23 protein-coding genes are annotated in these 24,666 nt (G+C 67.4%); 17 read left to right on the plus strand and 6 right to left on the minus strand.

Annotation, left to right across the window (positions count from 1 at the left end):
• Positions 1–4: 4 nt before the first annotated feature.
• From RZE79_RS11790 to RZE79_RS11805, 4 genes are all read left to right on the plus strand, one after another.
• Positions 5–847 carry a DUF4123 domain-containing protein gene (locus RZE79_RS11790; RefSeq protein WP_319360541.1) on the plus strand — a complete coding sequence of 281 codons (843 nt, stop codon included), beginning with the start codon at positions 5–7 and terminating at the stop codon, positions 845–847.
• Positions 848–877: 30 nt separating this feature from the next.
• Positions 878–1,633: a DUF3304 domain-containing protein gene (locus RZE79_RS11795; RefSeq protein ID WP_319360542.1), complete on the plus strand. Its 756-nt coding sequence runs from the start codon at positions 878–880 to the stop codon at positions 1,631–1,633.
• 75 nt (positions 1,634–1,708) lie between these two features.
• Positions 1,709–2,470 (plus strand): DUF3304 domain-containing protein, encoded by a 762-nt coding sequence (locus tag RZE79_RS11800; RefSeq protein ID WP_319360543.1) that lies wholly within the window; start codon positions 1,709–1,711, stop codon positions 2,468–2,470.
• On the plus strand, positions 2,467–4,521 hold the full coding sequence (locus RZE79_RS11805) for a DUF2235 domain-containing protein (RefSeq protein ID WP_319360544.1): 2,055 nt from the start codon (positions 2,467–2,469) through the stop codon (positions 4,519–4,521). Before RZE79_RS11800 ends, RZE79_RS11805 begins: the two co-directional genes overlap by 4 nt.
• 326 nt (positions 4,522–4,847) lie before the next feature.
• On the opposite strand, the gene RZE79_RS11810 is transcribed toward RZE79_RS11805, so the two are convergent.
• Together RZE79_RS11810 and RZE79_RS11815 are read right to left on the minus strand one after the other, a co-directional pair.
• Entirely contained in the window at positions 4,848–5,852 is a 1,005-nt protein-coding gene (locus tag RZE79_RS11810) for a tripartite tricarboxylate transporter substrate binding protein (RefSeq protein ID WP_319360545.1), read from the minus strand.
• 74 nt (positions 5,853–5,926) lie between these two features.
• Positions 5,927–6,721, minus strand: a complete 795-nt coding sequence (locus tag RZE79_RS11815; protein ID WP_101493738.1) for an IclR family transcriptional regulator C-terminal domain-containing protein — start codon at positions 6,719–6,721, stop codon at positions 5,927–5,929.
• Between the two features lie 199 nt (positions 6,722–6,920).
• On the opposite strand from RZE79_RS11815, the gene RZE79_RS11820 reads away from it, so the two are divergent.
• The 12 genes from RZE79_RS11820 to RZE79_RS11875 all read left to right on the plus strand — a co-directional run bounded on the left by RZE79_RS11820 (position 6,921) and on the right by RZE79_RS11875 (position 20,658).
• Positions 6,921–7,844: a shikimate dehydrogenase gene (locus RZE79_RS11820; RefSeq protein WP_319360546.1), complete on the plus strand. Its 924-nt coding sequence runs from the start codon at positions 6,921–6,923 to the stop codon at positions 7,842–7,844.
• 30 nt (positions 7,845–7,874) lie between these two features.
• Positions 7,875–8,708 (plus strand): shikimate dehydrogenase, encoded by an 834-nt coding sequence (locus RZE79_RS11825; protein ID WP_319360547.1) that lies wholly within the window; start codon positions 7,875–7,877, stop codon positions 8,706–8,708.
• Positions 8,709–8,724: 16 nt separating this feature from the next.
• Positions 8,725–9,939 carry a 3-carboxy-cis,cis-muconate cycloisomerase gene (pcaB, locus tag RZE79_RS11830; RefSeq protein ID WP_319360548.1) on the plus strand — a complete coding sequence of 405 codons (1,215 nt, stop codon included), beginning with the start codon at positions 8,725–8,727 and terminating at the stop codon, positions 9,937–9,939.
• On the plus strand, positions 9,936–10,382 hold the full coding sequence (locus RZE79_RS11835) for a carboxymuconolactone decarboxylase family protein (protein WP_319360549.1): 447 nt from the start codon (positions 9,936–9,938) through the stop codon (positions 10,380–10,382). The genes pcaB and RZE79_RS11835 overlap by 4 nt, the downstream gene beginning before the upstream one ends.
• A complete protein-coding gene (locus RZE79_RS11840; protein ID WP_319360550.1) occupies positions 10,379–11,626 on the plus strand; it encodes an MFS transporter in 1,248 nt (415 codons plus the stop codon). The genes RZE79_RS11835 and RZE79_RS11840 overlap by 4 nt, the downstream gene beginning before the upstream one ends.
• On the plus strand, positions 11,623–12,399 hold the full coding sequence (locus RZE79_RS11845) for an alpha/beta fold hydrolase (RefSeq protein WP_319360551.1): 777 nt from the start codon (positions 11,623–11,625) through the stop codon (positions 12,397–12,399). Before RZE79_RS11840 ends, RZE79_RS11845 begins: the two co-directional genes overlap by 4 nt.
• A gap of 140 nt (positions 12,400–12,539) precedes the next feature.
• The gene (locus RZE79_RS11850) at positions 12,540–14,456 is read left to right on the plus strand and encodes a TIM barrel protein (RefSeq protein ID WP_319360552.1); all 1,917 of its coding nucleotides are present in this window, start codon (positions 12,540–12,542) and stop codon (positions 14,454–14,456) included.
• Between the two features lie 48 nt (positions 14,457–14,504).
• The gene (locus RZE79_RS11855; RefSeq protein WP_153284885.1) at positions 14,505–15,926 is read left to right on the plus strand and encodes an MFS transporter; all 1,422 of its coding nucleotides are present in this window, start codon (positions 14,505–14,507) and stop codon (positions 15,924–15,926) included.
• A 52-nt stretch (positions 15,927–15,978) separates the two neighbouring features.
• Complete coding sequence (locus RZE79_RS11860) at positions 15,979–16,653, plus strand: DsbA family oxidoreductase (protein WP_319360553.1); 675 nt, start codon at positions 15,979–15,981, stop codon at positions 16,651–16,653.
• Positions 16,654–16,767: 114 nt separating this feature from the next.
• On the plus strand, positions 16,768–18,354 hold the full coding sequence (locus RZE79_RS11865; protein WP_319360554.1) for a DUF1800 domain-containing protein: 1,587 nt from the start codon (positions 16,768–16,770) through the stop codon (positions 18,352–18,354).
• 286 nt (positions 18,355–18,640) lie between these two features.
• On the plus strand, positions 18,641–19,861 hold the full coding sequence (locus RZE79_RS11870) for a DUF1501 domain-containing protein (protein WP_319360555.1): 1,221 nt from the start codon (positions 18,641–18,643) through the stop codon (positions 19,859–19,861).
• 38 nt (positions 19,862–19,899) lie between these two features.
• Positions 19,900–20,658, plus strand: a complete 759-nt coding sequence (locus tag RZE79_RS11875; RefSeq protein WP_319360556.1) for a tRNA-uridine aminocarboxypropyltransferase — start codon at positions 19,900–19,902, stop codon at positions 20,656–20,658.
• A gap of 22 nt (positions 20,659–20,680) precedes the next feature.
• On the opposite strand, the gene RZE79_RS11880 is transcribed toward RZE79_RS11875, so the two are convergent.
• Both RZE79_RS11880 and RZE79_RS11885 read right to left on the minus strand, forming a co-directional pair.
• Positions 20,681–21,574: an amidohydrolase family protein gene (locus RZE79_RS11880; RefSeq protein WP_319360557.1), complete on the minus strand. Its 894-nt coding sequence runs from the start codon at positions 21,572–21,574 to the stop codon at positions 20,681–20,683.
• A gap of 104 nt (positions 21,575–21,678) precedes the next feature.
• A complete protein-coding gene (locus RZE79_RS11885) occupies positions 21,679–21,969 on the minus strand; it encodes a hypothetical protein (RefSeq protein WP_319360558.1) in 291 nt (96 codons plus the stop codon).
• Between the two features lie 155 nt (positions 21,970–22,124).
• Between RZE79_RS11885 and RZE79_RS11890 the strand changes: the two genes are divergently transcribed.
• On the plus strand, positions 22,125–22,325 hold the full coding sequence (locus tag RZE79_RS11890; RefSeq protein ID WP_319360559.1) for a hypothetical protein: 201 nt from the start codon (positions 22,125–22,127) through the stop codon (positions 22,323–22,325).
• 13 nt (positions 22,326–22,338) lie between these two features.
• On the opposite strand, the gene RZE79_RS11895 is transcribed toward RZE79_RS11890, so the two are convergent.
• Both RZE79_RS11895 and RZE79_RS11900 read right to left on the minus strand, forming a co-directional pair.
• Positions 22,339–23,331: a tripartite tricarboxylate transporter substrate binding protein gene (locus RZE79_RS11895; RefSeq protein WP_319360560.1), complete on the minus strand. Its 993-nt coding sequence runs from the start codon at positions 23,329–23,331 to the stop codon at positions 22,339–22,341.
• Between the two features lie 41 nt (positions 23,332–23,372).
• A complete protein-coding gene (locus RZE79_RS11900; protein ID WP_319360561.1) occupies positions 23,373–24,593 on the minus strand; it encodes a M20 aminoacylase family protein in 1,221 nt (406 codons plus the stop codon).
• Positions 24,594–24,666: the final 73 nt, after the last annotated feature.

A 24,666-nucleotide genomic window follows, 5' to 3' on the forward strand; every position in this document is an offset into this window, starting at 1 on the left:
CACGATGAACCTGATCGACAAGCACGCGCCCGGATGGATCGACGCCCTGTTTGCGGACGACGGCTCTCTTGCCGCGGGTACTGAGGGATTTCGCTACGCCTTGATCGATTGCGCCTTCGCTCCGCAATGCCATCAGTTGCTCAAGAGTCACCTGGGCTCCGGCTCTTGCCGGTCGCTCTACGAGGACATGCCCGGCGCTTCGGACGAGGCGATCCGGCATTCACCGATGCTGCTGAACATCGACGCCGTCGAGAGGTCCTTGCTCGATCGTGTGCTGCAGCTGACGAATGGCTTGCCGATGCTCAGCTTTATCCGCTCGGTCGAATCGCTCGAATCGCTGTTCGAACGTCTGAGCCCCTGGTGCATCGTGAATGCCGACGGTCAGTATTTCGTGCTGCGCTTTCCTGACACGCGCCGCCTGCCGGATGTGCTGGCTGCGCTGTCACCGTTGCAGCAGATGGCGTTCTGCGGTCCCGGCGCCACCTGGCATTTCTGTCGGCGCGACGCGAGCTGGAGCACTTTCCTTGCATCCGGGCAAACGGCCGCTTCCACATCCCTGGCTCCTTGCGCGCCGGTACTCGATGGTGATCAATGCGCGGCGCTCATTGCCGGCAGCGAAGCGGACGAAATGATCGCGAACCTGCTGCAGCTCTCGCCAACCTACGAAGCGAAGCATTCGCCCTCGGCCTTGCACGCGCTTGCGACATGCGGGCTCGCCGCAGCCAACGCCATGCAGGTCGACACGGTGGCGCAACGGATGAGACTGTGCGAGGTGTTTTGGCAGCAGCCCGAACTCAGCCGCAGCGTCCGCCCGGACCATGAAGCGCTACGCACCTTGATGGCTTAGCTCATCCATCGCAGCAGGAACAACAAACAGATGCTTTTCAAGAACTGGCCCCTTCTTTTCCTCGTGCTTCTTGCATCCCTGGCTGCGACAGGATGCGCCATCGGCCGTGCCGACACGGTTCCAGCATCGGTCAGCGGCGTCAACTACACCGACCAGGACATCCACTATCGGCTGTTCGACCCCAAGGATCCGAAGCAGACCACACTTGCCTCCGAAGACATTGGCCCATTTGCCGCCGGAGGCGTGCTGTGCTGTTACGGCGTACCGAAGGCCTGGGCGCCTGGCATTCAGGTCGGTGTGATTCTGCAGAGCTACGACAACAATGCGCGCGACTACCGGCCACGTCAGACCTTCATCGTTGATCTGCCGCCTTACGACAAGAGTGGCAAGGCGGGGGATGTGTGGTTTATCAACTATCCCGATGGCACGGTGGGGGTGGTTTCAACCGCTTACCGACCCAACGGCGATGGGTGGCCCGGGAAGATCAAGGGATGGCCCAAGCCTTCTTTGGCTTTTCAGCGGGAGCTGTGGGAGAGGGATATGAGGTTGGCGCAGGAAGGGTTGACGTCGAGCACAAGTTCGCTGCAAAGACTGAAGAATGACCCGAAAAAGTACCTGAGGGAAGAGTGGGATTGGCTCTCAAAGAGCCATGCATTCAGGCACAAACTAAAGCCATTCTCAGGGCCAGACGATCCCGCATTCTTTGCAGAGGAAAAAGAAACGACGGAGAGGCTCGTGGCGTGGCAGCAAGAGAAGATCGACCGCCTAATGAAGATAAAGCCATGACCATGCTTTCCGAACAACACTGCAAAGAAGCGCCTCGCGCTTTTCGTACTTAGCTTGTCGCAACAGGAACGACAGATGATTCTCAGAAATTGGCTACTTTCCTTCGCGCTTCTTGCATCACTGGCCACCAGTGGTTGTGCTCTTGGCCGCGCCGACACGGTTCCGGCCTCGGTCAGCGGCGTCAACTACACCGACCAGGACATCCGCTACCGGCTGTTCGACCCCAAGGACCCAAAGCAGACCGTGGTCGCTTCCGAAGAGATCGGTCCGTTTTCCGCAGGAGGCGTGATCTGTTGCTACAACGTGCCGAAGACCTGGGCACCTGGCATCCAGGTGGGCGTGGTCCTGCAGAGCTACGACAACAAGGCGCGCGACTATCGACCGCGCCAGACCTTCATCGTCGATTTGCCGCCTTACGACAAGAGCGGCAAGGCGGGGGATGTGTGGTTCATCAACTATCCCGATGGCACGGTGGGGGTGGTTTCGACTGCCTATCGACCCAACGGTGACGAGTGGCCGGGGAAAATCAAGGGGTGGCCCAAGCCTTCATTGGCTTTCCAGCAGGAGTTGTGGGACCGAGATATGCGGTTGGCGCAGGAAAGTCTCAAAGCAAGTGAGAAGTCCATAGGTGAGTTCAATCAGGACCCATTGACGTCTCTCAAAAAGACGTGGGATTTCTACTTGGAAGAGAAAAAGCAAAAACGGCCTCCCAAAGAGCTGCAGATGTTTACTGGTCCAACCGACCCGGCATTTCTCATCCACGAACGTCAGTGGAAGGAAAAATCACTGCAGTACTCTCGCGAAAAAATCGAGCAGCTCATGAAGGTTAAGCCATGACTGCGCAGCTCATTTCTTCTCTTGATGAGCTTGCTTTTTCAGACCTATTAGATCGAGAACGATTTTTCGGAAAGGAACAGAGTGAACGCATCAAGAGAAATTACGAGATAGGTCGGGAGTTGCGCCCCATCGGCCAGCCCGGCAAGTCCTGTGACGTGAATCTCTTCATGGGTTTCTTCTTCGACGGCACGCGTAACAACTACGATCGCAGCACCAGAGAAAAGGATCACACGCACTCCAACGTCGCGCGCCTGTACGGTGCCTATCCGGGCCAGCATGTGCCCGGGGTGCCAGCCGACCCCGATGCGCAGTGGACCACGAACCCCGACAACTACCAGCAGTTCTTCAAGGTGTATGTGCCGGGCGTGGGGACGCCCTTCACGCAGGTGGACGACAGCGGCACCGGCAAGGACGCGCTGCTGGGCAACGCCACGGCGCTCTACGGCGAGCGCCGCATCCTGTGGGCGTTGGCGCAAGCGCTCAACTGCGTCTACCGCTACCTCACCCGAAGCGGCAACGGACCAGGCCTGTTCTCCACCGAAGAAGTGCTGAAGTTTTGCGAGGCTTTCGACCTCGGACGCGAGGAACTGCTGGAGGCAGGTAAAGGTCCTGCCGACCGGCGCCAACGCGACAACAAGAATCGCCGCACGCTGGAGGCGATGCTCGACAAGCTGCACGAGTCGGTCAAGCCGCACATGATCGACCCCGAAACCGGCCAGTGCAGCAAGATCGATCCGGGTCGGGTGCAACGCATCTTCGTCAGCGCATTCGGCTTTTCGCGGGGAGCAGCCGAGGCACGGGTCTTCGTCAACTGGTTCCTGGCGATGTGCCAGATCGATGCAGAGCTTCGCGGGCAGACAGGGCCGACGTTGGCCTCGTTCCCGGTGACCTTCGACTTCCTGGGATTGTTCGATACGGTCGCGTCGGTCGGTGTAGCGGCCTCGTCGCTGTTCGCCGACGGGCATGGCGGATGGGCCGATGCGGACGCCTCAATGCGCATTCCGGCGGAGGTGCCCTGCCTGCACATCGTGGCCGCGCACGAGTTCCGTCGCAGCTTCCCGTCGGATTCCATTCACGTCGGCAATACGTTGCCTGAGAATTCTCGGGAGTGGGTGTGTCCCGGCATGCACTCGGACATCGGCGGAGGCTACATGCCGACGGAGCAGGGCAAGGGAGTCCATCCCAAAGGCGACGACATGCTCTCGCGCATTTCCCTTGCCCTTATGTACCGTGAGGCGCGAATACTGGGCGTGCCCCTCAAACTGGAGCTTGCACGTCCAGTCATCAAGGCGCAGTTCATGGTCGCCAAGGAACTGATCCGTGATTTCAACGCCTACCTTGCCGTATGCCAGGTCAAGGAAGGTATGTTGCGCGATGTCATGGCAGAGCAGCGCAAGCTGTTCATCCAATGGCGCAAGTCCTGGGCTGGTCACGCGGCCACGATGCCGTTCGTCTTGCGCGCTTCGGAGCCAGACCGGGCGGACCTCAAGTCGGCCGACGAGCAGTTCGTCAAGGAAGTGGAAGATTTCGAAGCCTGGCTCAAGAAAAAGAAGCGGATCAGCGGCCGCAACAGCCCGGATGGCACACCGCGCGAAGTCGACAACGTGCCCGGCATCGATTCGGAGCGGGTGGGCGAGTGGGGGCGCATCGAGCCGTACTGGAACGAGCCGGTGCTCACCAGCAAGCTGTTCGAGGACCGCGTGCACGATTCGCATGCATGGTTCAAGCTCACCGGGCCCGAGGCGGCCGAGTTCAAGACGCAACTCGAAAAACTGGTGGCCCGCAAGAAAAAGGCGGACGAGGCACGCACGGGGATCGATCCACCCAGAGGTGGAGCGCCGGCCGGGCTGACACGCCGCCAGGAGCGATGGGTCAACCTGTACCTGACCACGGGCGAGTACGCGCCCGATTTCACGGAAGGGCGCGAATGGTATGCGTGGGGGGCCGGCTACTTGCGGTATCGCCGTGTGTATGCGGGCGCGGACGAGACACGCCTGACCCAGAACCGTCGGCCCGCCGAGAAGGAGCCACAGGAACCGATGACAGCCTGATCGATCTGTGCAGCCAGGGCAGGCAGTCGGGTCTTCTCGGAAGACGCCACCCGTCGCGCGGTGACCCCCGCGACACGCGTCAAGGGGCTGGCGAATTTCATCGCCCGAGCAGGTCGATGCGGCAGTCATGCCCGAAGGTGCGAAGGAGCCGAACCCGGCCGCTCCAGATAGGCGACAAGGCCTGGAGGCGCAACTGCCGGTATCACGAAGACAACCACGACCCCAAGAAGTTCTGGGTGCCGGAGTACACCAACACGGGCTACGACGACGCGAACTACGACCTGCGGCTGTGCTGGACGAAGTTTGTTCTTCGTCGTGCCAGTCAATCAATCCGGCTTGATGTTTGCCCTTGCGATGACCTTCTGCCACCGGTTCTGCTCGGCAGTGATGAACTGCGCGAACTGCTCCGGGGTGCCGCCCACGGCCTCGGCCGCATCGGCCGTGAGCCGCTGCATCGAGTCGGGCGACTTCACGGCCTTCATCGTCTCGGCGGAGAGCTTGGCCATCTGCGCGGGCGTGATGCTGGCGGGCGCGAGCATGCCGTACCACTGCGTCATCTCGAAGCCGGGGAAGCCTTGCTCGGCCACGGTCGGCACGTCGGGCAGCTGCGCCAGGCGCTTGGCCGAGCCGGTCGCGATGCAGCGCACCTTGCCGGACTTGATGAATGGAATGATCGCCGCCGCGCCGATGGCCGAAGCGTCGAGCCGGCCCGAGAGCAGGTCGGTCACCATCGGGCCGGTGCCGCGGTAGGGCACGTGCAGCATGAAGACCTCGGCCGTCATCTTCAGGTACTCGAAGGCCAGGTGACCGGCGCTGCCGTTGCCGGCCGAGCCGTAGCTCAGCTTGCCCGGCTTGCTCTTGGCGTACGCGACGAACTCCTTGAGGTTCTTCGCCGGCACGTCGGGGTGCACCACGTACAGGCTGGGCACCTTGGCCAGCAGGCTCACGGGCTTGAAGTCCTTGTTCGCGTCGTAGGGCAGCTTGGCGAAGATGTACGGGTTGACTGCCAGCGTGCCGATGTGGCCCAGGATCAGCGTGTGCTGGTCGGTGGCGCGCGCGACCTCGCTCATCGCGATGTTGCCGGCCGCGCCGGGCTTGTTGTCGACGAACACGCTCTGGCCCAGCGTGCGCGACAGCTCGGCGGCGGTGGAGCGCGCCACGATCTCGGAGCTGCCACCCGGTGCGAAGGGCACGACGAAGCGCACCGACTTGCTGGGCCAGGCGTCCTGCGCCGAGGCCATCGAAGGCAGCAGGCCGCCGAGGGTGAGGGCGCCGCCGGCTTGGAGCCAGTGGCGGCGGGTGTGGGTATCGGTCGGAAAGCGGTCGGACATGGCTTGTCTCCAGTGTTTTTTGGATAAGAGCCCGCATCCTGCCGGTCGGATGCTGTCGGAATGCTGTCAGTTCGTCAGATCAGGTTGCGCATCGCCTGCGCCGTCTCGCGCAGCACCGGCAGCACGCGGGCCACCGCGTCTTCCGAACTCTCGTGCCCCATCGGCATCGTGATGTTGAGCGCGCCCACCAGCGTGCCGTGGCGGTCGCGCAGCGGCACGGCGATGCCGCGGGAGTTCAGGTCGAGCTGCTGCTCCGACAGCGCCCAGCCCTGGGCGCGGATGCGCGCCAGCTCGAGCTTCATGCGCTCCATGCTCGCGATGGTGTGCGAGGTGAACACCGTGAGCTGCCGCATGGCGAGCCATTCGTTCAGCTCGGCGTCGCTGCGCAGCGCCAGCATCAGCATGCCCGAGGCCGTCACCTGCGCCGGCACGCGCGCGCCGAGCACGTAGCCGGTGCTCATGCTGCGGTTGGGGCCGTTGCGGGCGATGTAGACGACCTCGTCGCCGTCCATCACGCTGAGGTAGGCGATCTCGTTGGTGCCGGCTGCCACGCGCTGCAGAAAAGGTTGCACCACGCGCGGCAAGCGGGCCGATTCGAGGTACGACTGCCCCAGCCGCAGCACGCGCGGCGTGAGCCAGAACAGCTTGCCGTCGCTCGCCACGTAGCCCATGTGCTGCAGGGTGAGCAGGTAGCGCCGCGCGGCGGTGCGGGTCATGTTCGTGCGCTGGCCGGCCTGGCTGGCGGTGAGGCGCGGGTTGGCGTCGTCGAAGGCCTCGATGATGCTCACGCCGCGCTCCAGCCCGGCGATCCAGTCGCGCTTGTCCAGGCCGGCGGGCGGCGTCGAGTCGTCGGGGCTGGTGGGGGTCATGGGCGGAAGTGTGCCCGCGTCGGGCGTCGCGGCGGCGCCCGAATGGCTAAGTGAAAACCCGTAATTCGATCGATTGACGAACTTTAAAGATCGATGATCGAGCGTTTGGTGGCTCATGTGCCAGCACACCGCTCGCGAAGGGTCTATAAAGCCCGCTGATCCGCCCCGAAACGAGCGATTGACGAACGGAAGCACGCCCATGAGCCCATTCATCACTGGCAGCACCCAGGTTTACCTCATCCCCGGCGACCCGGTGCGCAATGTGCGGCTGCCGCGCATGTTCAACGCCGCCTTCGCGCGCCACGGCATCGACGCCGTGCTGGTGCCCATGCAGGTGCCGGTGCGCGACTTCGCGGTGTTCATGAAGTCGGCCTTTCTCGCGCGCAACGTGCGCGGCATGGTGATTGCGCCGCCGCACAAGCCGCGCGTGGTCGACCTGCTCGACGGCTGCGGCCTGTTCGGCCGCGTGGCGGGCTCGGTCAACGTGGTGCGCCGCACCGAGGGCGACCAGCTCGAAGGCGACCTGTTCGACGGCGAAGGCCTGATCGGCGCGCTCGACCGCTGCAATGTGCCGTTCCGCGGCAAGCGCGTGCTGATCCTCGGCGCGGGCGTGAGCGCCGCGGCCATCGGCGTGGCGCTGGCCGAAGGCGGCACGGTGAACGGCGCGGAGCACATCGCCTTCTTCGACACCGCCTCCGGCAAGGCCGCGGGCGTGGCCGCCAAGCTCGACGCCTTCTTCGATGCGACCGTGGTCGCGGTCGACAGCAACGCGCCCGAGGGCTACGACCTTGTCATCAACGCCACGCCGCTGGGCCTGGCCGAAGACGACGCGCTGCCGCTCGATGTGGCGCGCATGGAACCGCACGCGGCGCTGTTCGACATCTTGCTGCGCAACCAGCCCACGCCGCTGGTGCGCGCGGCGCGTGCGCGCGGGCTCAATGCGCAGGCCGGCTTCGAGATGCTGGTGCAGCAGATGCCGCACTACTTCCGCTACTTCGGCCACCTCGACGCGGCGGATGCGATGCAGGCCGACGCCGACTTTCTGCGCGAGCTCATCTACCCGCCGGCGATGCACGCCGAGATCGCAACGCCATTGCGCTACCAATCTCCGAGCGTGGCCTGAGCCCGCACCTTCCTGAACCCAACGACTCTCATGATTTCCGGCAAGACCACGCTCATCGCCCACATCGGCTATCCCACCGAAGCCTTCAAGGCGCCGATGATCTACAACCCCTGGTTCGACAAGCAGGGCATCGACGCGGTGGTCGTGCCGATGGGCGTGAAGCCCGAGGACTACGCGGTGTCGCTCGCGCAGATCTTCAGGTTCTCGAACCTGCGCGGCGCCTTGGTCACGATGCCGCACAAGGTGACGACGATGTCGCTGGTCGACGAGGTCACGCCCACTGCGCGCGTCGCGGGCGCCTGCAACGCCGTGCTCAAGCGGCCCGACGGCAGCTTGCTGGGCGACCAGTTCGACGGCGCGGGCTTCGTGCGCGGCGTGGAGCGCAAGGGCCGCCTGTTCAAGGGCACGCGGGTGCTGGTGTCGGGCACGGGCGGCGTGGGCTCGGCCATTGCGGCGTCGATTGCCGCTGCCGGTGCGGCCGAGCTGATGCTGTTCGACATGAGCGACGCCTCCGCGCAGGCACTGGCCGCACGGCTGCGCGAGCACTACCCGCACATGAAGGTCACCACGGGCTCGAAGGACCCGGCCGGCTTCGACATCGTCGTCAACGCCACGCCGCTGGGCATGAAGGACACCGACCCGCTGCCTTTCGACGTGGACCGCATCGCCCCCGACACCTTCGTCGGCGAGGTCGTCATGAAGACCGAGTACACGCCGCTGCTGCAGGCCGCCAAGGCCAAGGGCTGCCAGGTACAGGTCGGCACCGACATGCTGTTCGAAATGATCCCGGCCTACCTCGAGTTCTTCGGCTTCGGCACGGCCTCGCCCGAAGAACTGCGCGCCGTCGCGCAACTGAAATACTGAAAACACCGGAACACGCATGAGCATTTTTGAAGGCTTCCTTTCCACCTCCGAAACGCTGGGCGCCTTCAGCGACCGCGCTTTCGTCGACGCCATGCTGCGCTTCGAGGCCGCGCTCGCGCGCGCGCAGGCGGCCGAGGGTCTGATTCCCGAGAGCGCCGCGCATTCGATCGTCAGCAGCTGCAAGGTCGAGCTGTTCGACGTGGCCAAGATCGTGCGCGAGAGCGGACGCGCGGGCAGCGTCGCCATTCCGCTGGTGAAGGCACTGCGCGAAGCGGTGGGCCTGTTCAATGCCGAGGCTGCGCCCTTCGTGCACTTCGGCAGCACGAGCCAGGACGTGATCGACAGCGCGATGGCGCTGGTCACGCGCGAGGCCGTCGCGCTCGTCGAGACCGATCTCGCCAAGGCCGCCGACGCGTTGCTGCGCCTGGCCGTGCAGCACGCCGAGACGCCGATGCTCGCGCGCACGCTGATGCAGCCGGCCTCGGTCACCAGCTTCGGCTTCAAGTGCGCCGGCTGGGCCGCGCCGCTGGTGCGCAGCCGCATGCGCCTGCGCGCCGCGGCGAAGCACGCGCTGCAGTTGCAGCTCGGCGGCGCCGTCGGCACGCTGGCGCAGATGAAGGGGCAGGGCGCCGCGGTGCGCCAGCGCATGGCCAAGGAACTCGGCCTGGGCGACCCCGGTGCGACGTGGCACACACAGCGCGACGAATGGGTCGCGCTCGGTTGCGAACTCGGCCTGATGACGGGCAGCCTCGGCAAGGTCGCGGTCGACATCTCCTTGCTCGGCCAGTACGAAGTGGCCGAGGTCGCCGAGCCCAGCGAACCCGGGCGCGGCGGCTCGTCGGCGATGCCGCACAAGCGCAACCCCGTGGCCTCGATGGTGGCCATCGCCGCCGCGCACCGCGCGCCGCAGCGCGTGGCCGCCTTGCTTGGCGCGATGCCGCAACAGCACGAACGCGCGCTCGGCGCCTGGCAGGCCGAACTGGCCGAGTGGCCGCAGCTGCTGATGTCGGCGCACGGCAGCGTGCGCGCCATGGCCGGCGCCTTGCCCGGCCTGCAGGTCGATGCGGCGCGCATGCGCGCCAACATCGACCGGCTGCGTGCCGAGCTGCCGCGCGATGCGGCCGACGAATGGTTCGATCCTGCGCTTGCCGTGAGCGCCGGCCAGACCGCTGTGGCAGAGGTGAAAGCCCTGCAAGCCCAACTCTCATCGCACAAGGAACTCTCGCCATGACCGCGCCCGAAAATCCGAGCAATCCCTACGAAGACGGCCTCGTCAACCGCCGCCGCGTGCTCGGCGACGCCTGGGTCGACAAGTCGCTCGCCAACCGCAACGGTTTCAACGCCGAGTTCCAGGAACTCATCACGCGCCACGCGTGGAACGACATCTGGGGCCGCCCCGCGCTGGGCGACAAGACGCGCCGCTTCATGGTGCTGTCGATGATGCTGGGCATCCATGCCTACGAAGAATTCGCGATGCACGTGCGCGCCGCGCTCGACGGCCCGCCCGAGTCGCGCCTCACGCCTGACGAGATCAAGGAAGTGATCATGATGGCCGCCATCTACTGCGGCGTGCCGGTGGCCAACCACGCCTTCGGCATCGCGACGAACATCCTGCGCGAGAAGGGCCTGCTGCCCGCAACGCTCGCTTCGTCCGCTCCATCCGCGGCGCAGTGAACGCGCCGGTCGCCCCGAAGAAGGGCCGGTTCGACGTCAGTTTCACCTTGCTGTTGCCGCTGCTGCTGGCCGCGCAACCGGTGGCCACCGACAGCTATCTGCCCGCGCTCCCCGCCATCGCGAAGGAGCTGGGCTCGGCCAGCACCAGCCTCACGCTGTTCGTGCTGGCCTTCGGCTTTGCACAGCTGCTGTGCGGCCCGCTGGCCGACCGCTTCGGCCGCCGGCCGGTGCTGCTGGCGGGCCTGGGCTGCTATGCCATTGCGGCCTTCGGCGGCGCGTTCGCGGGCAGCGTGGCGGTGCTCGCGGGCTGGCGCACGCTGCAGGGATTTTCGATGGCGGCCATCCTCGTGTGCGCGCGTGCCGCGGTGCGCGACCTGTACCCCGCGCACGAAGGCCCGCACGTCATGGCGCGGGGACTCACGGGGCTGGGCGTGGTCGGCCTCATGGCGCCGCTGCTCGGCGCGTGGCTCGTGCAGGGCGCGGGCTGGCGCTGGGTGATGGTTTCCATGGCGCTCTATGCAGCGGTGCTGTTCGCGCTGTGCTGGCGCTCGTTCGATGAAACGCGCCGACCGATGACGGGCGAATCGTCCGCGCCGCGCGGCAGCACGCGCGCGGTGTTCGCGAGCCGCGCGTTCCGCGTCTGGGCCTCGGTGGCGGCGACCACCTATGGCGGGCTGTTCTGCTTCCTGCTGCTCTCGCCGATGGTCTACATCGGCTACCTCGGATGGTCGCCTGCGTGGTACGGCTGGATTCCGGCCGGCGGCTCGCTGGTCTATATCTTCAGCACCACGATGTGCCGCAGCCTGCTGCGCCGCTTCGGGCCGATGCGCACCGTGCGGCTCGGTGCCGTACTGAGCATCACGGGCGCCGTCATCCAGGCGCTGGGCTGCTGGCTGATGCCGCTCAGCGCCGTGCCGCTGCTGGCGGGCCACGCCGTGTACTGCCTCGGCCACGGCATCCACCAGCCCTGCGGGCAGGCCGGCGCCGCGGGCGACCTGCCGCACTTGGCGGGGCGGGCCGTGTCGTGGTCCGGTTTCGGCATGATGATGGTCGCGTTCTGCGTGGGGCAGGTTGCCGCGCTGTTCGTCGACACAAGTTTTTCTTACGGCGTCTGGCCGATGGTCGTGCCGATGCTGATGGCCGGCACCGTGCTGCTGGCCATTGCATTCCTGTGGCTGCCGCGTCTCCCGCAACCTGCTTCTCCATCCTCCCCCTCCTCATCGACGAAGGACTCCACCCCATGACCACTTCCACCCCCCGCCTGAATGTCGTGCGCGAAGGCGAAGGCCCCTTCGTCGTGCTCAGCCATGCGCTCGGCTGCGACCTGCACATGTGGGACGGCGTGGCCGCGCAGCTCGCGCGCGCCCACACCGTGATCCGCTACGACCACCGCAACCACGGCGGCTCCGAGGTGGTGCCCGGCGTGCTGCGCGTCGAAACGCTGGCGCAGGACGCGGCCGACCTCATTGCGCGCGAAACGGGCGGCGAGCCCGTGCACTTCGTCGGCCTGTCGATGGGCGGCATGACCGCGCAGGCGCTGGCGGTGCGGCACCCCGGGTTGCTGAAGTCCGTGGTCATCGCCAATTCGGCCGCCCACTACCCCGACCAGGCGCCGTGGCGCCTGCGCGCGGAAACCGTGACCGCCAAGGGCGTGGCCGCCATCGCACCCGGTGCCGTGGCGCGCTGGCTCACGCCCGCATATGCCGGCACGCCCGAAGGCGCACTGGCGGCGCGCACCTTGCACGACACGCTGGTGCGCACCGACGCGCAGGGCTACATCGAGAGCTGCAATGCCGTGGCCGCCATCGACTTCCGCGACAGCAACCGCCGCTTCGCCACGCCCACGCTGGTGATCGGCGGGTTGCAGGACGAGGCCACGCCGCTGGCGATGTCCGAAGCCATGGTGGCGCAGATTCCGGGCTCGCGGCTGGCGACCATCGACGCCGCGCACCTGAGCGCGGTGGAGCGGCCGGTCGAGTTCGCGCAGATGCTGATCGATTACTGGCGCAGCCTCTAAAAAAACATCCGGCCCGCACCCTCGCGCGGGCTAGGTGTAACCCCTATTTCGTGCGAATGATGATCGATGGCGTGCGATCATCGATCAAGAGGGGCTGATTTGCGTTGTGGCGCGCCTGGGCTCTTTCTACAGTCCATCCCATGCACCGCGCCATTGCCACCGTCTCGCTCAGCGGCACCCTCCGTCAGAAGCTCGAAGCCATCGCGGCGGCGGGCTTCGACGGCATCGAGCTGTTCGAAGCCGACTTCGTCAACTTCCGCGGCACCGCCGCCGAGCTGCGCTGCATCGCGTCCGACCTGGGCCTGGCTATCGACCTGTACCAGCCGTTCCGCGATTTCGAAGGCATGCCGCAGGCGCAGTTCCAGCGCAGCCTGGAGCGCGCCGAACGCAAGTTCGACCTCATGGAAGCCATGGGCGCGCCGCTGGTGCTGTGCTGCTCCAACACCTCGCCGCTGTCGGTGAACGACCCGGCCCGCGCCGCGGCCCAGCTGCACAAACTGGCCGAGCGCGCTGCGCGCCGCAACCTGCGCGTGGGCTTCGAGGCGCTGGCTTGGGGCCGCCACACCTCGCGCTACGCGCAGGCCTGGGACATCGTGCAGCGCGCCGATCACCCGCACCTCGGGCTGATCCTCGACAGCTTTCACACGCTGTCGCTGAAGGACGATCCGGCGGGCATCGCCGCGATTCCGGGCGAAAAGATCTTCTTCGTGCAGATGGCCGACGCGCCGCTGCTGTCGATGGACGTGCTGCAGTGGGCGCGCCACCACCGCTCGTTCCCGGGGCAGGGCGACTTCGACGTGACCGGCTTCTTCGAGCAGGTGCTGCGCGCGGGCTACACCGGGCCGCTGTCGCTGGAGATCTTCAACGACATCTTCCGCGAGACACCGAACCGCCGCACCGCCGTCGATGCGATGCGCTCGCTGCTGTACCTCGAAAGCGAAACGCGCGAGCGGCTCGCCGCCAGTGATGCACCCGTGCAGCCGCAGCGCGTGGAGCTGTTCAACCCGCCGCCCGCGCCGGTGCTCTCTGGCCTGTCGTTCATCGAGTTCGCGGCCGACGAGTCTTCGGCCGTCTCGCTCGACGCGCTGCTCGGGCAGCTGGGCTGCCGCCGTGTCGGCCGCCACCGCTCCAAGGCCGTCACGCTGTACCGCCAGGGCGGCATCCACTTCATCGTCAACGCGCAGCCCGATTCGTTTGCGCGCCGCCGTTTCGAGGCGCACGGCACCTCGGTGTGCGCGCTGGGCGTGCGCTGCGCCGACCCGCTCGCCGCCGTGGGCCGCGCGACCGCCATGCGCTCGCTGCGCCACGACAGCCCGGTCGGGCCCAACGAACTGCGCGTGCCGGCCATCGTGGCGCCGGGCGGCAACCTGATCCATTTCGTGCCCGAGGCGCTGGGCGCCAACGGGCTGTACGAGACCGACTTCATCCTCGAGGACGCGGGGCCCGACGACCGCGATGCCGGCCTCACGCGCATCGACCACGTCGCGCTGGGCCTGGCGCTCGACCAGCTCGACACCTGGGTGCTGTTCACGCGCGCCGTGCTCGGCCTGGAGCCCGGCGAGAGCCTGGAGCTGGCCGACCCCTTCGGCTTGATTCGCAGCCGCGGCGTGGCCAATGCCGACCGCAGCCTGCGGCTGGTGCTGAACGTGTCGCTGAGCCAGCGCACGCGCACCGCGCGCACGCTGAGCGTGACCGGCGGCGGCGCGGTGCATCACATCGCGCTCGACTGCGACGACATCTTCGAAACGGTGACCAAGCTGCGCGCCAATGGCACGCGCTTCGTGCCGATCTCGGACAACTACTACGACGACCTGGCCACGCGCATCGACGTGGCGCCCGAGCTGCTGGCGCGCATGCGCGAAGCGGGCGTGCTGTTCGACCGCTCGGCGACGGGCGACTACCTGCACATCTACACCGAGAGTTTCGAAGGCGGCCTCTTCTTCGAGGTCGCGCAGCGCATGGGCGGCTACGACGCCTACGGCGCGCTCAACGCACCCGCGCGCATGGCGTCGCAAGCACAGCAGCAGCAGCCACAGCCACAGCAGCAACAAGACTGATTTTTCCCCTCGCATCCGTCACCTTAGTCACACCCCTGGAGACAACCCATGGCCAACACATCCGCCAAAGAGCCGCAAGGCAGGCACCAGTCGAAGAAAGCCGCCGCCAGCGGCTGGATCGGCTCGGCGCTGGAGTACTACGACTTCTTCATCTACGCGACCGCCGCGGCGCTGATCTTTCCGCAGATCTTCTTTCCCAAGGGCGACCCGACCACGGCCATCATTGCGTCGCTCGCGACCTACGGCGTGGGCTATGTGGCGCGCCCCATCGGCGCCTTCGTGCTCGGCCACTGGGGCGACACGCACGGGCGCAAGCAGGTGCTGGTGCTGTGCATGTTCCTGATGGGTTTCTCGACCGTGGCCGTGGGCCTGCTGCCCACCTACGATCAGGTCGGCCTGCTGGCCCCCGCGCTGCTGGTGCTGCTGCGCCTGGTGCAGGGCTTTGCGGTGGCCGGCGAAATCTCGGGCGCCAGCTCGATGATCCTGGAGCACGCACCCTTCGGGCGCCGCGGCTTCTTCGCGAGCTTCACCTTGCAGGGCGTGCAGGCCGGCCAGATTCTGGCGGCTGCCGTGTTCCTGCCGCTCGCGCACTACATGCCTGAGGAAGCCTTCAACTCGTGGGGCTGGCGCATTCCGTTTTTGCTGAGCTTCCTCGTGATCGTGGCCGGCTACATCATCCGCCGCGAGGTCGACGAGACGCCGGCCTTTGCCGAGGTCGACAAGAAGGGCGAAGTGGCGAAGTCGCCCATCGTCCAGGCCTTCACCGACAGCTGGGCCGACATGCTGCGCGTGGTCTGCATGGCGCTGATGAACGTGATTCCGGTGGTCGCCACCGTGTTCGGCGCCGCCTACGCGGTGCAGGCCGCCTACGGCATCGGCTTCCAGAAAGACGTGTACCTGTGGATTCCCGTGCTGGGCAACATCCTGGCCGTGCTGGTGATTCCGTTCGTAGGCAACCTGTCGGACCGCATCGGCCGCAAGCCGCCGATCATCGTGGGCGCGCTCGCTTCGGGCCTGCTCTCGTTCGTGTACCTGTATGCCATCAGCATCAAGAACGTGCCGCTGGCCATCTGCATGTCGCTGCTGATGTGGGGCATCGTGTACCAGGGCTACAACGCGACCTTCCCGAGCTTCTACCCGGAGCTGTTCCGCACCCGCAACCGCGTGTCGGCCATGGCCATCTCGCAGAACATCGGCACCACCTTCACCGCACTGCTGCCCGCGCTGTTCGCCGCCGTGGCGCCTCCGGGTTCGACCAACGTGTGGTTCACGGTCGGCGCCATCACCTTCGCAGTGACCGTGCTCGCCGCGCTGGCCGCCATGAGCGCCCGCGAAACCTACCGCATCCACATGCGCGACCTGGGCGACCCCAATGCCGTGCCGGTCGACAAGGCCGAGTACGACCGCCTGCGCGAAGAGACGATGGCCAGCGCCCGCACGGACCGCGAACGCCGCAAGGCGGTGGCCTGAGCTGAAGACCCCGCGCGCACAAAGGGGTTGTGGCGCCATGAAGAATGGCGCCATGACCGCTCATCTCAAGATCGATTTCGTTTCCGATGTCTCCTGCCCCTGGTGCGCCGTGGGCCTTGGCGCACTCGAGGCTGCCCTGAAACGGGTGGCGCCGGAGGTGTCGGCCGAGCTGCACTTCCAGCCCTTCGAGCTGAACCCGCAGATGCCGCCCGAAGGCCAGGACACCTTCGAGCACCTGAACCAGAAGTACGGCTCCTCGCAGGAGCAGCAGGCGCAGGCCCGCGAGGCGATCCGCCAGCGCGGCGCGGCCGTCGGCTTCGAGTTCAGCCCCGGCGGCCGGCCCCGCGTGTACAACACCTTCAATGCCCACCGGCTGCTGCACTGGGCCGAGCTGGAAGACCCGGCCAAGCAGGTGGCGCTGAAGAAGCTGCTGCTGAAGGCCTACTTCACGGACAGCCAGAACCCCTCGGACCCCGAGGTGCTGGTGCGTGCGGCGACCGAGGCAGGGCTCGATGCGGCGCGGGCCCGCGAGATTTTGGCCGGCGACGAGTTCGCGGCCGAAACCCGCGAACGCGAGCGCATGTACACCGACGCCGGCATCCATTCGGTGCCCGCGATCATCATCAACGACCAGCACCTGATCTCCGGCGGCCAGCCGGTCGAGGTGTTCGAGCGCGCGCTGCGGCAGATCGCGGGCGCGGAGCCCAGCCGCGTCGCGACAGCCTGACAGACGCGCTCGTTTCGCCTTGAAACGAAGCTGACCCTCAGCTTTACCTGCGCACGGCCGAGGTCGGTCAACCGCCTACATCGCGCGGCGGTTGATCGGTTCATGATGAGCCGCATGCCGTTGTTCCCGAAGCTGCACCGTTCACGCGCGATCGCCGTGGCGCTGGCCGCCGTGCTGTCGCTCACTGCCTGTTCCACCGGCCTGCTGCGCCCCGAAGGCCCGCCGCTCACGGCGCTGGGCCATGCGGCCGACACGCCCGCCGCGCAGCTGCGCTGGCTCGATCGCGTGAGCTGGGGCGCCAACGCCAGCAGCCAGGCCGAACTTTCGCGCGACGGCCTGCCGCGCTGGATGGGCCGCCAGCTGCGCCCCGCGCCGCGTCCGCTGCCCGCGGCGGCGCAGGCGCAGATCGACGCCATGGCCGTTTCGCGCACGCCGCTCGATCAGCTCGTCTTCGCGCTCGACGCGCGCCGCAAGGCCGCCGTCGCGCTGACCGATGACGCAGAAAAGACGGCTGCGCTCGCGGCCTACCAGCAGGAACTCAACACGCTCGCACGCGAGGCGCAGCAGCGTTTCCTGCTGCGCGCGCTGTACGCGCCCAATCAGCTGCAGGAGCAGATGACCTGGTTCTGGATGAACCACTTCAACGTCAGCATCCGCAAGGACCTGGTGCGCGCGATGGTCGGCGACTACGAGGAGAACGCGATCCGCCCGCACGCGCTCGGCAAGTTCCGCGACCTGCTGGGCGCCACCGCGCGGCATCCGGCGATGCTGCGCTACCTCGACAACGCACAGAACGGCGCCAACCGGATCAACGAGAACTACGCGCGCGAACTCATGGAGCTGCACACGCTTGGCGTGGGCGGCGGCTACACGCAGGCTGACGTGCAGGAACTGGCGCGCGTGCTGACCGGCGTTGGCGTCAGCGTGCAGCCGCCCGATGTGCCACCGCCCGCGGTGCGTGCGGCCGTGCGCGCCGACTACGTGCGCCAAGGCCTCTTCGAATTCCACCCGAACCGGCACGACTACGGACCGAAGACCCTGCTGGGCCAGCCCATCCAGTCACGCGGCCTGGCCGAGACCGACGAGGCGCTCGACCGTCTGGCGCGCGCGCCGGCCACCGCGCGCTTCATCTCGCGCAAGCTCGCCGTGTACTTCGTGGCCGACGAGCCGCCGCCCGCGCTGGTCGAGCGCATGGCTGCCTCCTTCACGCGCAGCGACGGCGACATCGCCGCCACCTTGCAGACGCTGTTCGAATCGCGCGAGTTCGCGGCCTCGCTGGGCCGCAAGTTCCGCGATCCCGTGCACTACGTGGTGGCGGGCGTGCGGCTGGCCTACGACGAGCGCGTGGTGCTCAACACGCAGCCGATGATCGGCTGGATCAACCGCATGGGCGAGACCCTGTACGCCCACGAGACGCCCGACGGCTACCCGCTCAACGAAGCCGCCTGGGCCAGCGCGGGGCAGATGAACACGCGGTTCGAAGTGGCGCGCGCCATCGGCATGAGCGGCGCCGTGCTGTTCCGCACCGACGACAAGGCACCGCTCGAGAAACCGCCGTTTCCGCCGCTTGCCGAGTCGCTCGCCGTGCGCGCGCTGCAACCTGGCCTGAGCGCCGACACGCAGCAGGCGCTCGCGCAGGCGAAGAACCCGCCGGAGTGGAACACCTTCCTGCTCGCATCGCCCGAGCTGATGCGGCGGTGATTTGATTTTCTCCCTCCCCCGTTGGGTGAGGGCAGGGGTGGGGGCCAGCGGCGTTCGATGAAGCACAGCGATGAATGCCAGCGCCGCCGACCCCCCATCCCAACCTTCCCCCGGAAGGGGAAGGAGCAAGGCATTTGGTTTTTCTCCCTCCCCCGCTGGGGGAGGGCAGGGGTGGGGGCACGCGGCGCTCGCTGAAGCACAGCGATGAATGCCAGCGCCGTCGAGCCCCCATCCCAACCTTCCCCCAGAGGGGGAAGGGGTAAGGCAAGAAGAAAGGATTCCTGTGATGCAACGTCGACACCTGCTGCAACTCATCGCCGCCACACCCTTCGCCGGCGCCGCCGCACGCGTGGCCGCCGCGCCCGCTGCGCAGGGCACCAAGCTGCTCGTCGTGTTCCTGCGCGGCGCGTACGACTGCACGAGCCTGCTGGTGCCCACCGGCAACGCCGACTTCTATTACGCCTCGCGCCCCAACATCGCCATCCCCCGGCCCGGTACACCCGACGGCGCGCTGCCGCTGGACGCCGACTGGGGCCTGCACCCTGCGCTCGCGCAGAGCGTGCTGCCGCTGTTCCAGCAGAAGCAGGCGTCTTTCATCGCTTTCGCCGGCACCGACGACCTCACGCGCAGCCACTTCGAGACGCAGGACGCCATCGAGCTCGGCGTGGCGCCCGACAGCGCGCAGCGCGACTACCGCTCGGGCTTTCTCAACCGGCTGGCCGGCGTGCTCGGCGCCGGGCCGCTGGTCGACGTTTCGCCTATCGCCTTCACCGACCAGTTGCCCATCGTGCTGCGCGGCGACGACGCCAAGGCCGCCAACATGGCGCTCGCGGGCGTCGCGCGGCCGGGCGTCGATGCGCGGCAGAGCCAGATCATCGCGTCGATGTACCGCAACACCGCGCTCGCCCAGCCCGTGGCCGAGGGTTTTCAGGTGCGCGACGAGGTGGTGCGCGCCATGCAGGCCGAGATGCAGGCCGCCAGCCGCAATGCCATGAGCCCCAAGGGCTTCGAACAGGTCGCGCGCCGCATGGCGCTGTTGATGCGCGATCGCTTCGACATCGGCTTCGTCGACGTCGGCGGCTGGGACACCCACGTGGGGCAGGGCGCAGCCAAGGGCTACCTGGCCAACCGTTTTGAAGAACTCGGTCGCGGCGTGGCCGGCTTCGCGCAGGAGATGGGCGACACCGCCTGGCGCCAGACCGTGGTGGTCGTGGTCAGCGAGTTCGGCCGCACCTTCCGCGAGAACGGCAACCGCGGCACCGACCACGGTCACGGCACCGTGTACTGGGTGCTCGGCGGCGGCCTGGCCGCGCAGGCGGGCGGGCGCGTCGTGGGCGAACAGCAGCCGCTGACGCAGGCCACGCTGTTCCAGAACCGCGACTACCCGGTGCTCAACGAGTACCGGGCGGTGCTGGGCGGGCTGTTCCAGCGCATGTACGGGTTGTCGCCGGCGCAGGTGGCGAAGGTGTTTGGCGGGGCGGCGGTGAAGGACCTGCGGCTGGTCTAGCGATTCAGCTGCGCATGCGGTCCACCGAGAATCGCCGCATGCCTCATGCCGTCTCCCTCCTTCGCGCCGAGCGCCTGGCGCGCAGTGCCAAGCCCTTTCTTGCCCGTGGCGGTTTCAAGCGCGAGCGCTGTGCGGGCTGCCGCCTCGTGCCCAGCCACTGCATGTGCGCCGTGCGGCCGCCGGTGGCCACGCGCGCGGGGGTGTGCCTGCTCATGGCCGACATCGAGCCGCTCAAGCCGACCAACACGGGGTGGTTGGTGGCCGATGTGGTGGCCGACACCTTCGCCTTCGGCTGGGCCCGCACCCAGACCGATCCCGCGCTGCTGGCGCTGTTGAACGACCCGCAATGGCAGCCCTACGTGGTGTTCCCGGGGCAGTACGCGGCGCCCGAGCGCGTGGTGCTCAGCGTCGTTCCTTCGTCGCCAGATGGGGCCGATGGCGGCGCCGCGAAACGCCCGCTGTTCATCCTGTTCGACGCCACCTGGGGCGAGGCACGCAAGATGTTTCGCCGCAGCCCGTACCTCGACCGGCTGCCGGTGCTGAGCCTGCAGCCGGAGCAGATCACGCAGTACAAGCTGCGCAACTCGGGCCGCGACGATCATTTCTGCACCAGCGAGGTGGCCGCGATGTGCATGGACCTCGCAGGCGAGCACGCGGCGCAGCAGACGCTGGACGCGTACCTGGGCGTGTTCACGCACCACTACCTGTGCGCGAAGAACCAGCAGCCCGTGGTGTGGGACGGTGCCGCGCACCAGCGGCTGCGCGAGGTGGTCGCGCTGCGCAATCAAGAAGCCTGAGAAAATCCTGCGCCGGTCCGCCTCAGCGCATGTCGAACAGTGCCGCCGCGTTGCCCCACGCGATGCGCTGCGCCACGGCGGGCGGCAGGTCGCCGAGCCAGGTGCGGTAGCCCCGCATGATCTCGTCGTAGGCGCTCCAGCGCTGGTTGACCCAGGTGTCGGAGCCGACCATGAAGCGCTCCGGGTATTTGAGGATCAGCGCGCGCCATTCGGGGCACAGGCGCCCGCCTTCGCAGGTCAGGCCCGGGCGGTACGAGAGTTCGCCCATCAGCAGCGGGTAGCGCTCCAGCATCGCCTGCACGCGCTCGACCGGCGTGCCGCCGATGCCGGTGTGGGCCCAGATGAGGCGCAGCGATCGGCCCTTCGACGGCGCGTTCGCCATGAGCAGGTCGACGGCCACGTCGTCCACGTGCGCGAGCACGGCGAGTTTTTTCTCTTCGGCCAGCGCGATCAGCTTCTTCGCCACCGGGCCGTTGGCGTTGGCGCTTTCGTACAGGTGGAATTCGCCGATGCCGCGGTAGGGGCCACTGGCCGTGCCGCGTGCCAGTTCGGTCTGCACCATCTCGTAGATGGTCTCGTCGCGGAACCAGTTGCTGTAGTCGTCGCGGTTGCGGTACAGGCGCACGAAGGGCACCACGGTGACGCCGGCGGCGCGTGTCTCGCGCGCGGCGGCCAGGGTCTGCGTGCCGGCGTTGGGCCGCGAGTTCGCGATGATCGCCTTCACCTGGTTGCGCTGCATGCGCGCGAGCGCCTCGGTGGGCGGGAAGGGGCCGGCGGTGCCGTCCCAGGCTTCCTGGTTGTAGTGCAGGTGGGTGTCGAACAGCGGGCCGTCGTAAGGCGCGGCAGCCTGACCGTGGGCAGGGGAGAAGACCAGGGCCGCGCAGGCGGCGAGCAGCGGGGCAGCAATGAGGCGCATGAGGTTCTCGCGGTGATGACCGGACAGCCGGATTACATCACCGCGCCGGCGCAGCCGCGCCCTTGTCGCCGGACGCGACGTCGAAGCGATCGCGCAGGCCGGCGTCAGCTGCCGGCCGGATGCGGGGTCGCCTTGCGGCTGCCATCCAGCGAATACAGCTGCGGGCGGTCTTCCACCGCCACCGCGACCGCTTCGGTTCCATGCTCTGTGGCGCGCGGTTGCCGGTACAGCTCGTTCTCGAGCCGCCGTGCACGTTCCGCGTACATGCGGGCGAGGGCGCTGTGATGCTCTGCGGCAGCCTGGTGTTCGATGCGCGCCATCTGGGCCTCTTCGAGCAGTGCCGAGGCACGTTTCAAATAGGCCGTGTGGGTGGGCCGAAACAAGAAGTCGAACATGATTTCACACTCCTTTCCGCTGCAACAACGGTGCAATCATTGTGAACGAATGGCCTCAAAACGCCATCGGTTCCTGTGGCTGCAACGCATCGAAGAAGCGTTCTGTTTCACTTGATTCGGACAGAATCGGTGGCAGAGAGAGGGTTCGATCACCGATGAGCAATGAGGTTCGTTTTTGTCTGGAGTACCGGCTGGCCGCCGACGGTCCCGCGCATGCCGTGCAGACCGCCTGGATGGTCGATTCGCCGGCCACGCGCGCGCAGATCGACGAGATGATCGCCAATGCGCGTGCGATGAATGCCGTGGAATCGAAGTGGTGGGTGGAGGAGCGGCAGGGCGGCGAACCCGCGCGCTGAAACAGCCGGAGGGTCAGTCGCGCATGTTGGCGAACTTCACCAGCGTCGCGTACTTCGCCGTGTCCTCGCGCATGATCTGCCCGAGGTCTTCCTTGCCCGTCGCAGGAATGGAGCCGCCTTCTTCCAGCCGGCGGCGGATTGCCGGGTCGGCCAGGCCGGCCTGCAGCGCTGCGCGCAGGCTTTGCACGGCGGGCGCGGGCAGGTCCTTCGGGCCCGCGAGCGCGAACCAGCCGCTCAACTCATAGCCTTTGAGCTGCGGATGCTCGCCGAGCGCCGGCACCTGCGGCAAACCGGGAAAGCGCTTGGCCGACGACACACCCAGCGGCACGATCCGCCCGCCCTGGAGGAAGGGCGCCGCGGCAGTGGGCGACACGATCGCGAAGTCCAGCGTGCCGCCGACCAGGTCGCTCGTGAGCGGCGCGGTGCCGCGGTAGGGAATGTGCGTGAGGAACAGGCCCGCGCGCTGCTTGATCTGCTCGCCCACGAAGTGCAGCGTCGAGCCCACGCCCGAGCTGCCGTAGCTGTACTTGCCGGGGTTGCGCCTGGCCAGCGCGATGAACTCGTCGAGGTTCTTCACGCCCACCTTCGGCCCGGCCACCAGCAGCACGGGCGCGGCGGCGAGCAGGCTGACCGGGGTCAGGTCTTTCACCGGGTCGTAGCGCTGCGCCGGGTTCACCATCACGGTGGCCGCCATCTCGTTGCTGGAGCCGACCAGCAGCGTGTAGCCGTCGGCCGCACTGCTCACCGCGCGCTGCGCCGCGACTACGCCTGCGGCGCCGCTCACGTTCTCGACCACCACCGTCGCGCCGAGCTTGGCCGACAGAATGTCCGCCGCCACGCGCGCGGCCATGTCGACCGAGCCGCCCGGCGCGTAGCCGACCAGCAGCTTGATCGGCTTGGCCGGGTAGGTACCCTGCGCGAGCGCGGGTGCAGCGGCACAGAGGGCGGCGGCGCCGAGTGCATTCAAAGCCACGCGGCGTGAAACGGAAGAAGGAAGACGGGTCATCGCGGTTCCAGTACGGGAAAGTGGGAAAAGAGAAGGCCTGCTCAGGCGTTCGCGCTCAGGAAGCGCCGCACCAGCTGCACCCAGTAGCTGGCCGCGATCGGGAGGATCGCGTCGTTGAAGTCGTAGCCGGGGTTGTGGACCATGCAACCGCCGGTGCGGTGGTGCTCGCCTTCGCCGTTGCCCACGATCAGGTAGCTGCCCGGGCAGCGCTCGAGCATGAAGGAGAAGTCTTCGCTGCCCGTGAGCGGCGCCAGCGCCGGCAGCAGGCCATCGTCGCCCAGCCAGTCGAGTGCGACCTGCCGTGCGAAGCGCGTCGATGCTTCGTCGTTGACCAGCGCGGGGTAGCGCCAGTGGTAGTCCACCTCGGCCTTCACGCCGAGCGTGGCGGCCTGCGCCTGCGCCAGCTCGGTGATGCGCTCGCGCAGCATGGCGCGGATCTCCGGGCGGTAGGCGCGCACCGTGAGGCGCATCTGCACGCTGTCGGCAATCACGTTGGGCGCGTCGCCGCCGTGGATCGCGCCCACCGAGACCACTGCCATCTCGCGCGGATCGACGTTGCGCGACACGATGGTCTGCAGCGCCACGACGATGTGCGCCGCAGCCACCACCGGGTCGGCCGACAGGTGCGGCGCCGAGCCGTGCCCGCCGCGCCCGTTCACCGTGATCGTGACCGAATCGGACGAGGCCATGAACGAGCCTTCCTTGAAGCCGAACTTGCCCGCTGGAAAGCCGGGCATGTTGTGCAGCGCAAAGATGGCGTCGCAGGGAAAGCGGTCGAACAGACCTTCCTCGACCATGCGGCGCCCGCCGCCCAGGCCTTCCTCGGCCGGCTGGAAGATCAGGTGCAGCGTGCCGTCGAAGCTGCGCTCCTGCGCGATGACGCGCGCGGCGGCCAGCAGGATGCTCGTGTGGCCGTCGTGGCCGCAGGCGTGCATCTTGCCCGGCACCTGGCTGGCGTAGGGCAGGCCGGTCGCTTCGTGGATCGGCAGTGCGTCCATGTCGGCCCGCAGGCCCAGGCGCCGCGTGCCGTTGCCGCATGTCAGCGTGCCGACCACGCCGGTGCCGGCCAGGCCGCGGTGCACCTCGTAGCCCCATTCGGCCAGGCGCGTGGCCACCAGTTCGCTGGTCACGTGTTCTTCGTAGGCCAGCTCGGGGTGCGCGTGGATCTGGTGGCGCAGGCCGACCATCTCGGGCGCGACCTCGCGCACGGCGGGCAGCACGTTCTCGAGGGCGGCGGCGTTGTCGACGGTGTAGGTCGTCATGGGGAATCTGTCTTGTTGCTGTCTTGCGGCGAGTCTAGGAACTGCGTGCCTGCGGCGGCAGACAGGCGCCGCC

It is taken from the genome of Variovorax sp. EBFNA2 (genome assembly GCF_033802765.1).
In the GTDB taxonomy this organism is placed as follows: Bacteria; Pseudomonadota; Gammaproteobacteria; order Burkholderiales; family Burkholderiaceae_C; genus Variovorax; species Variovorax paradoxus_H.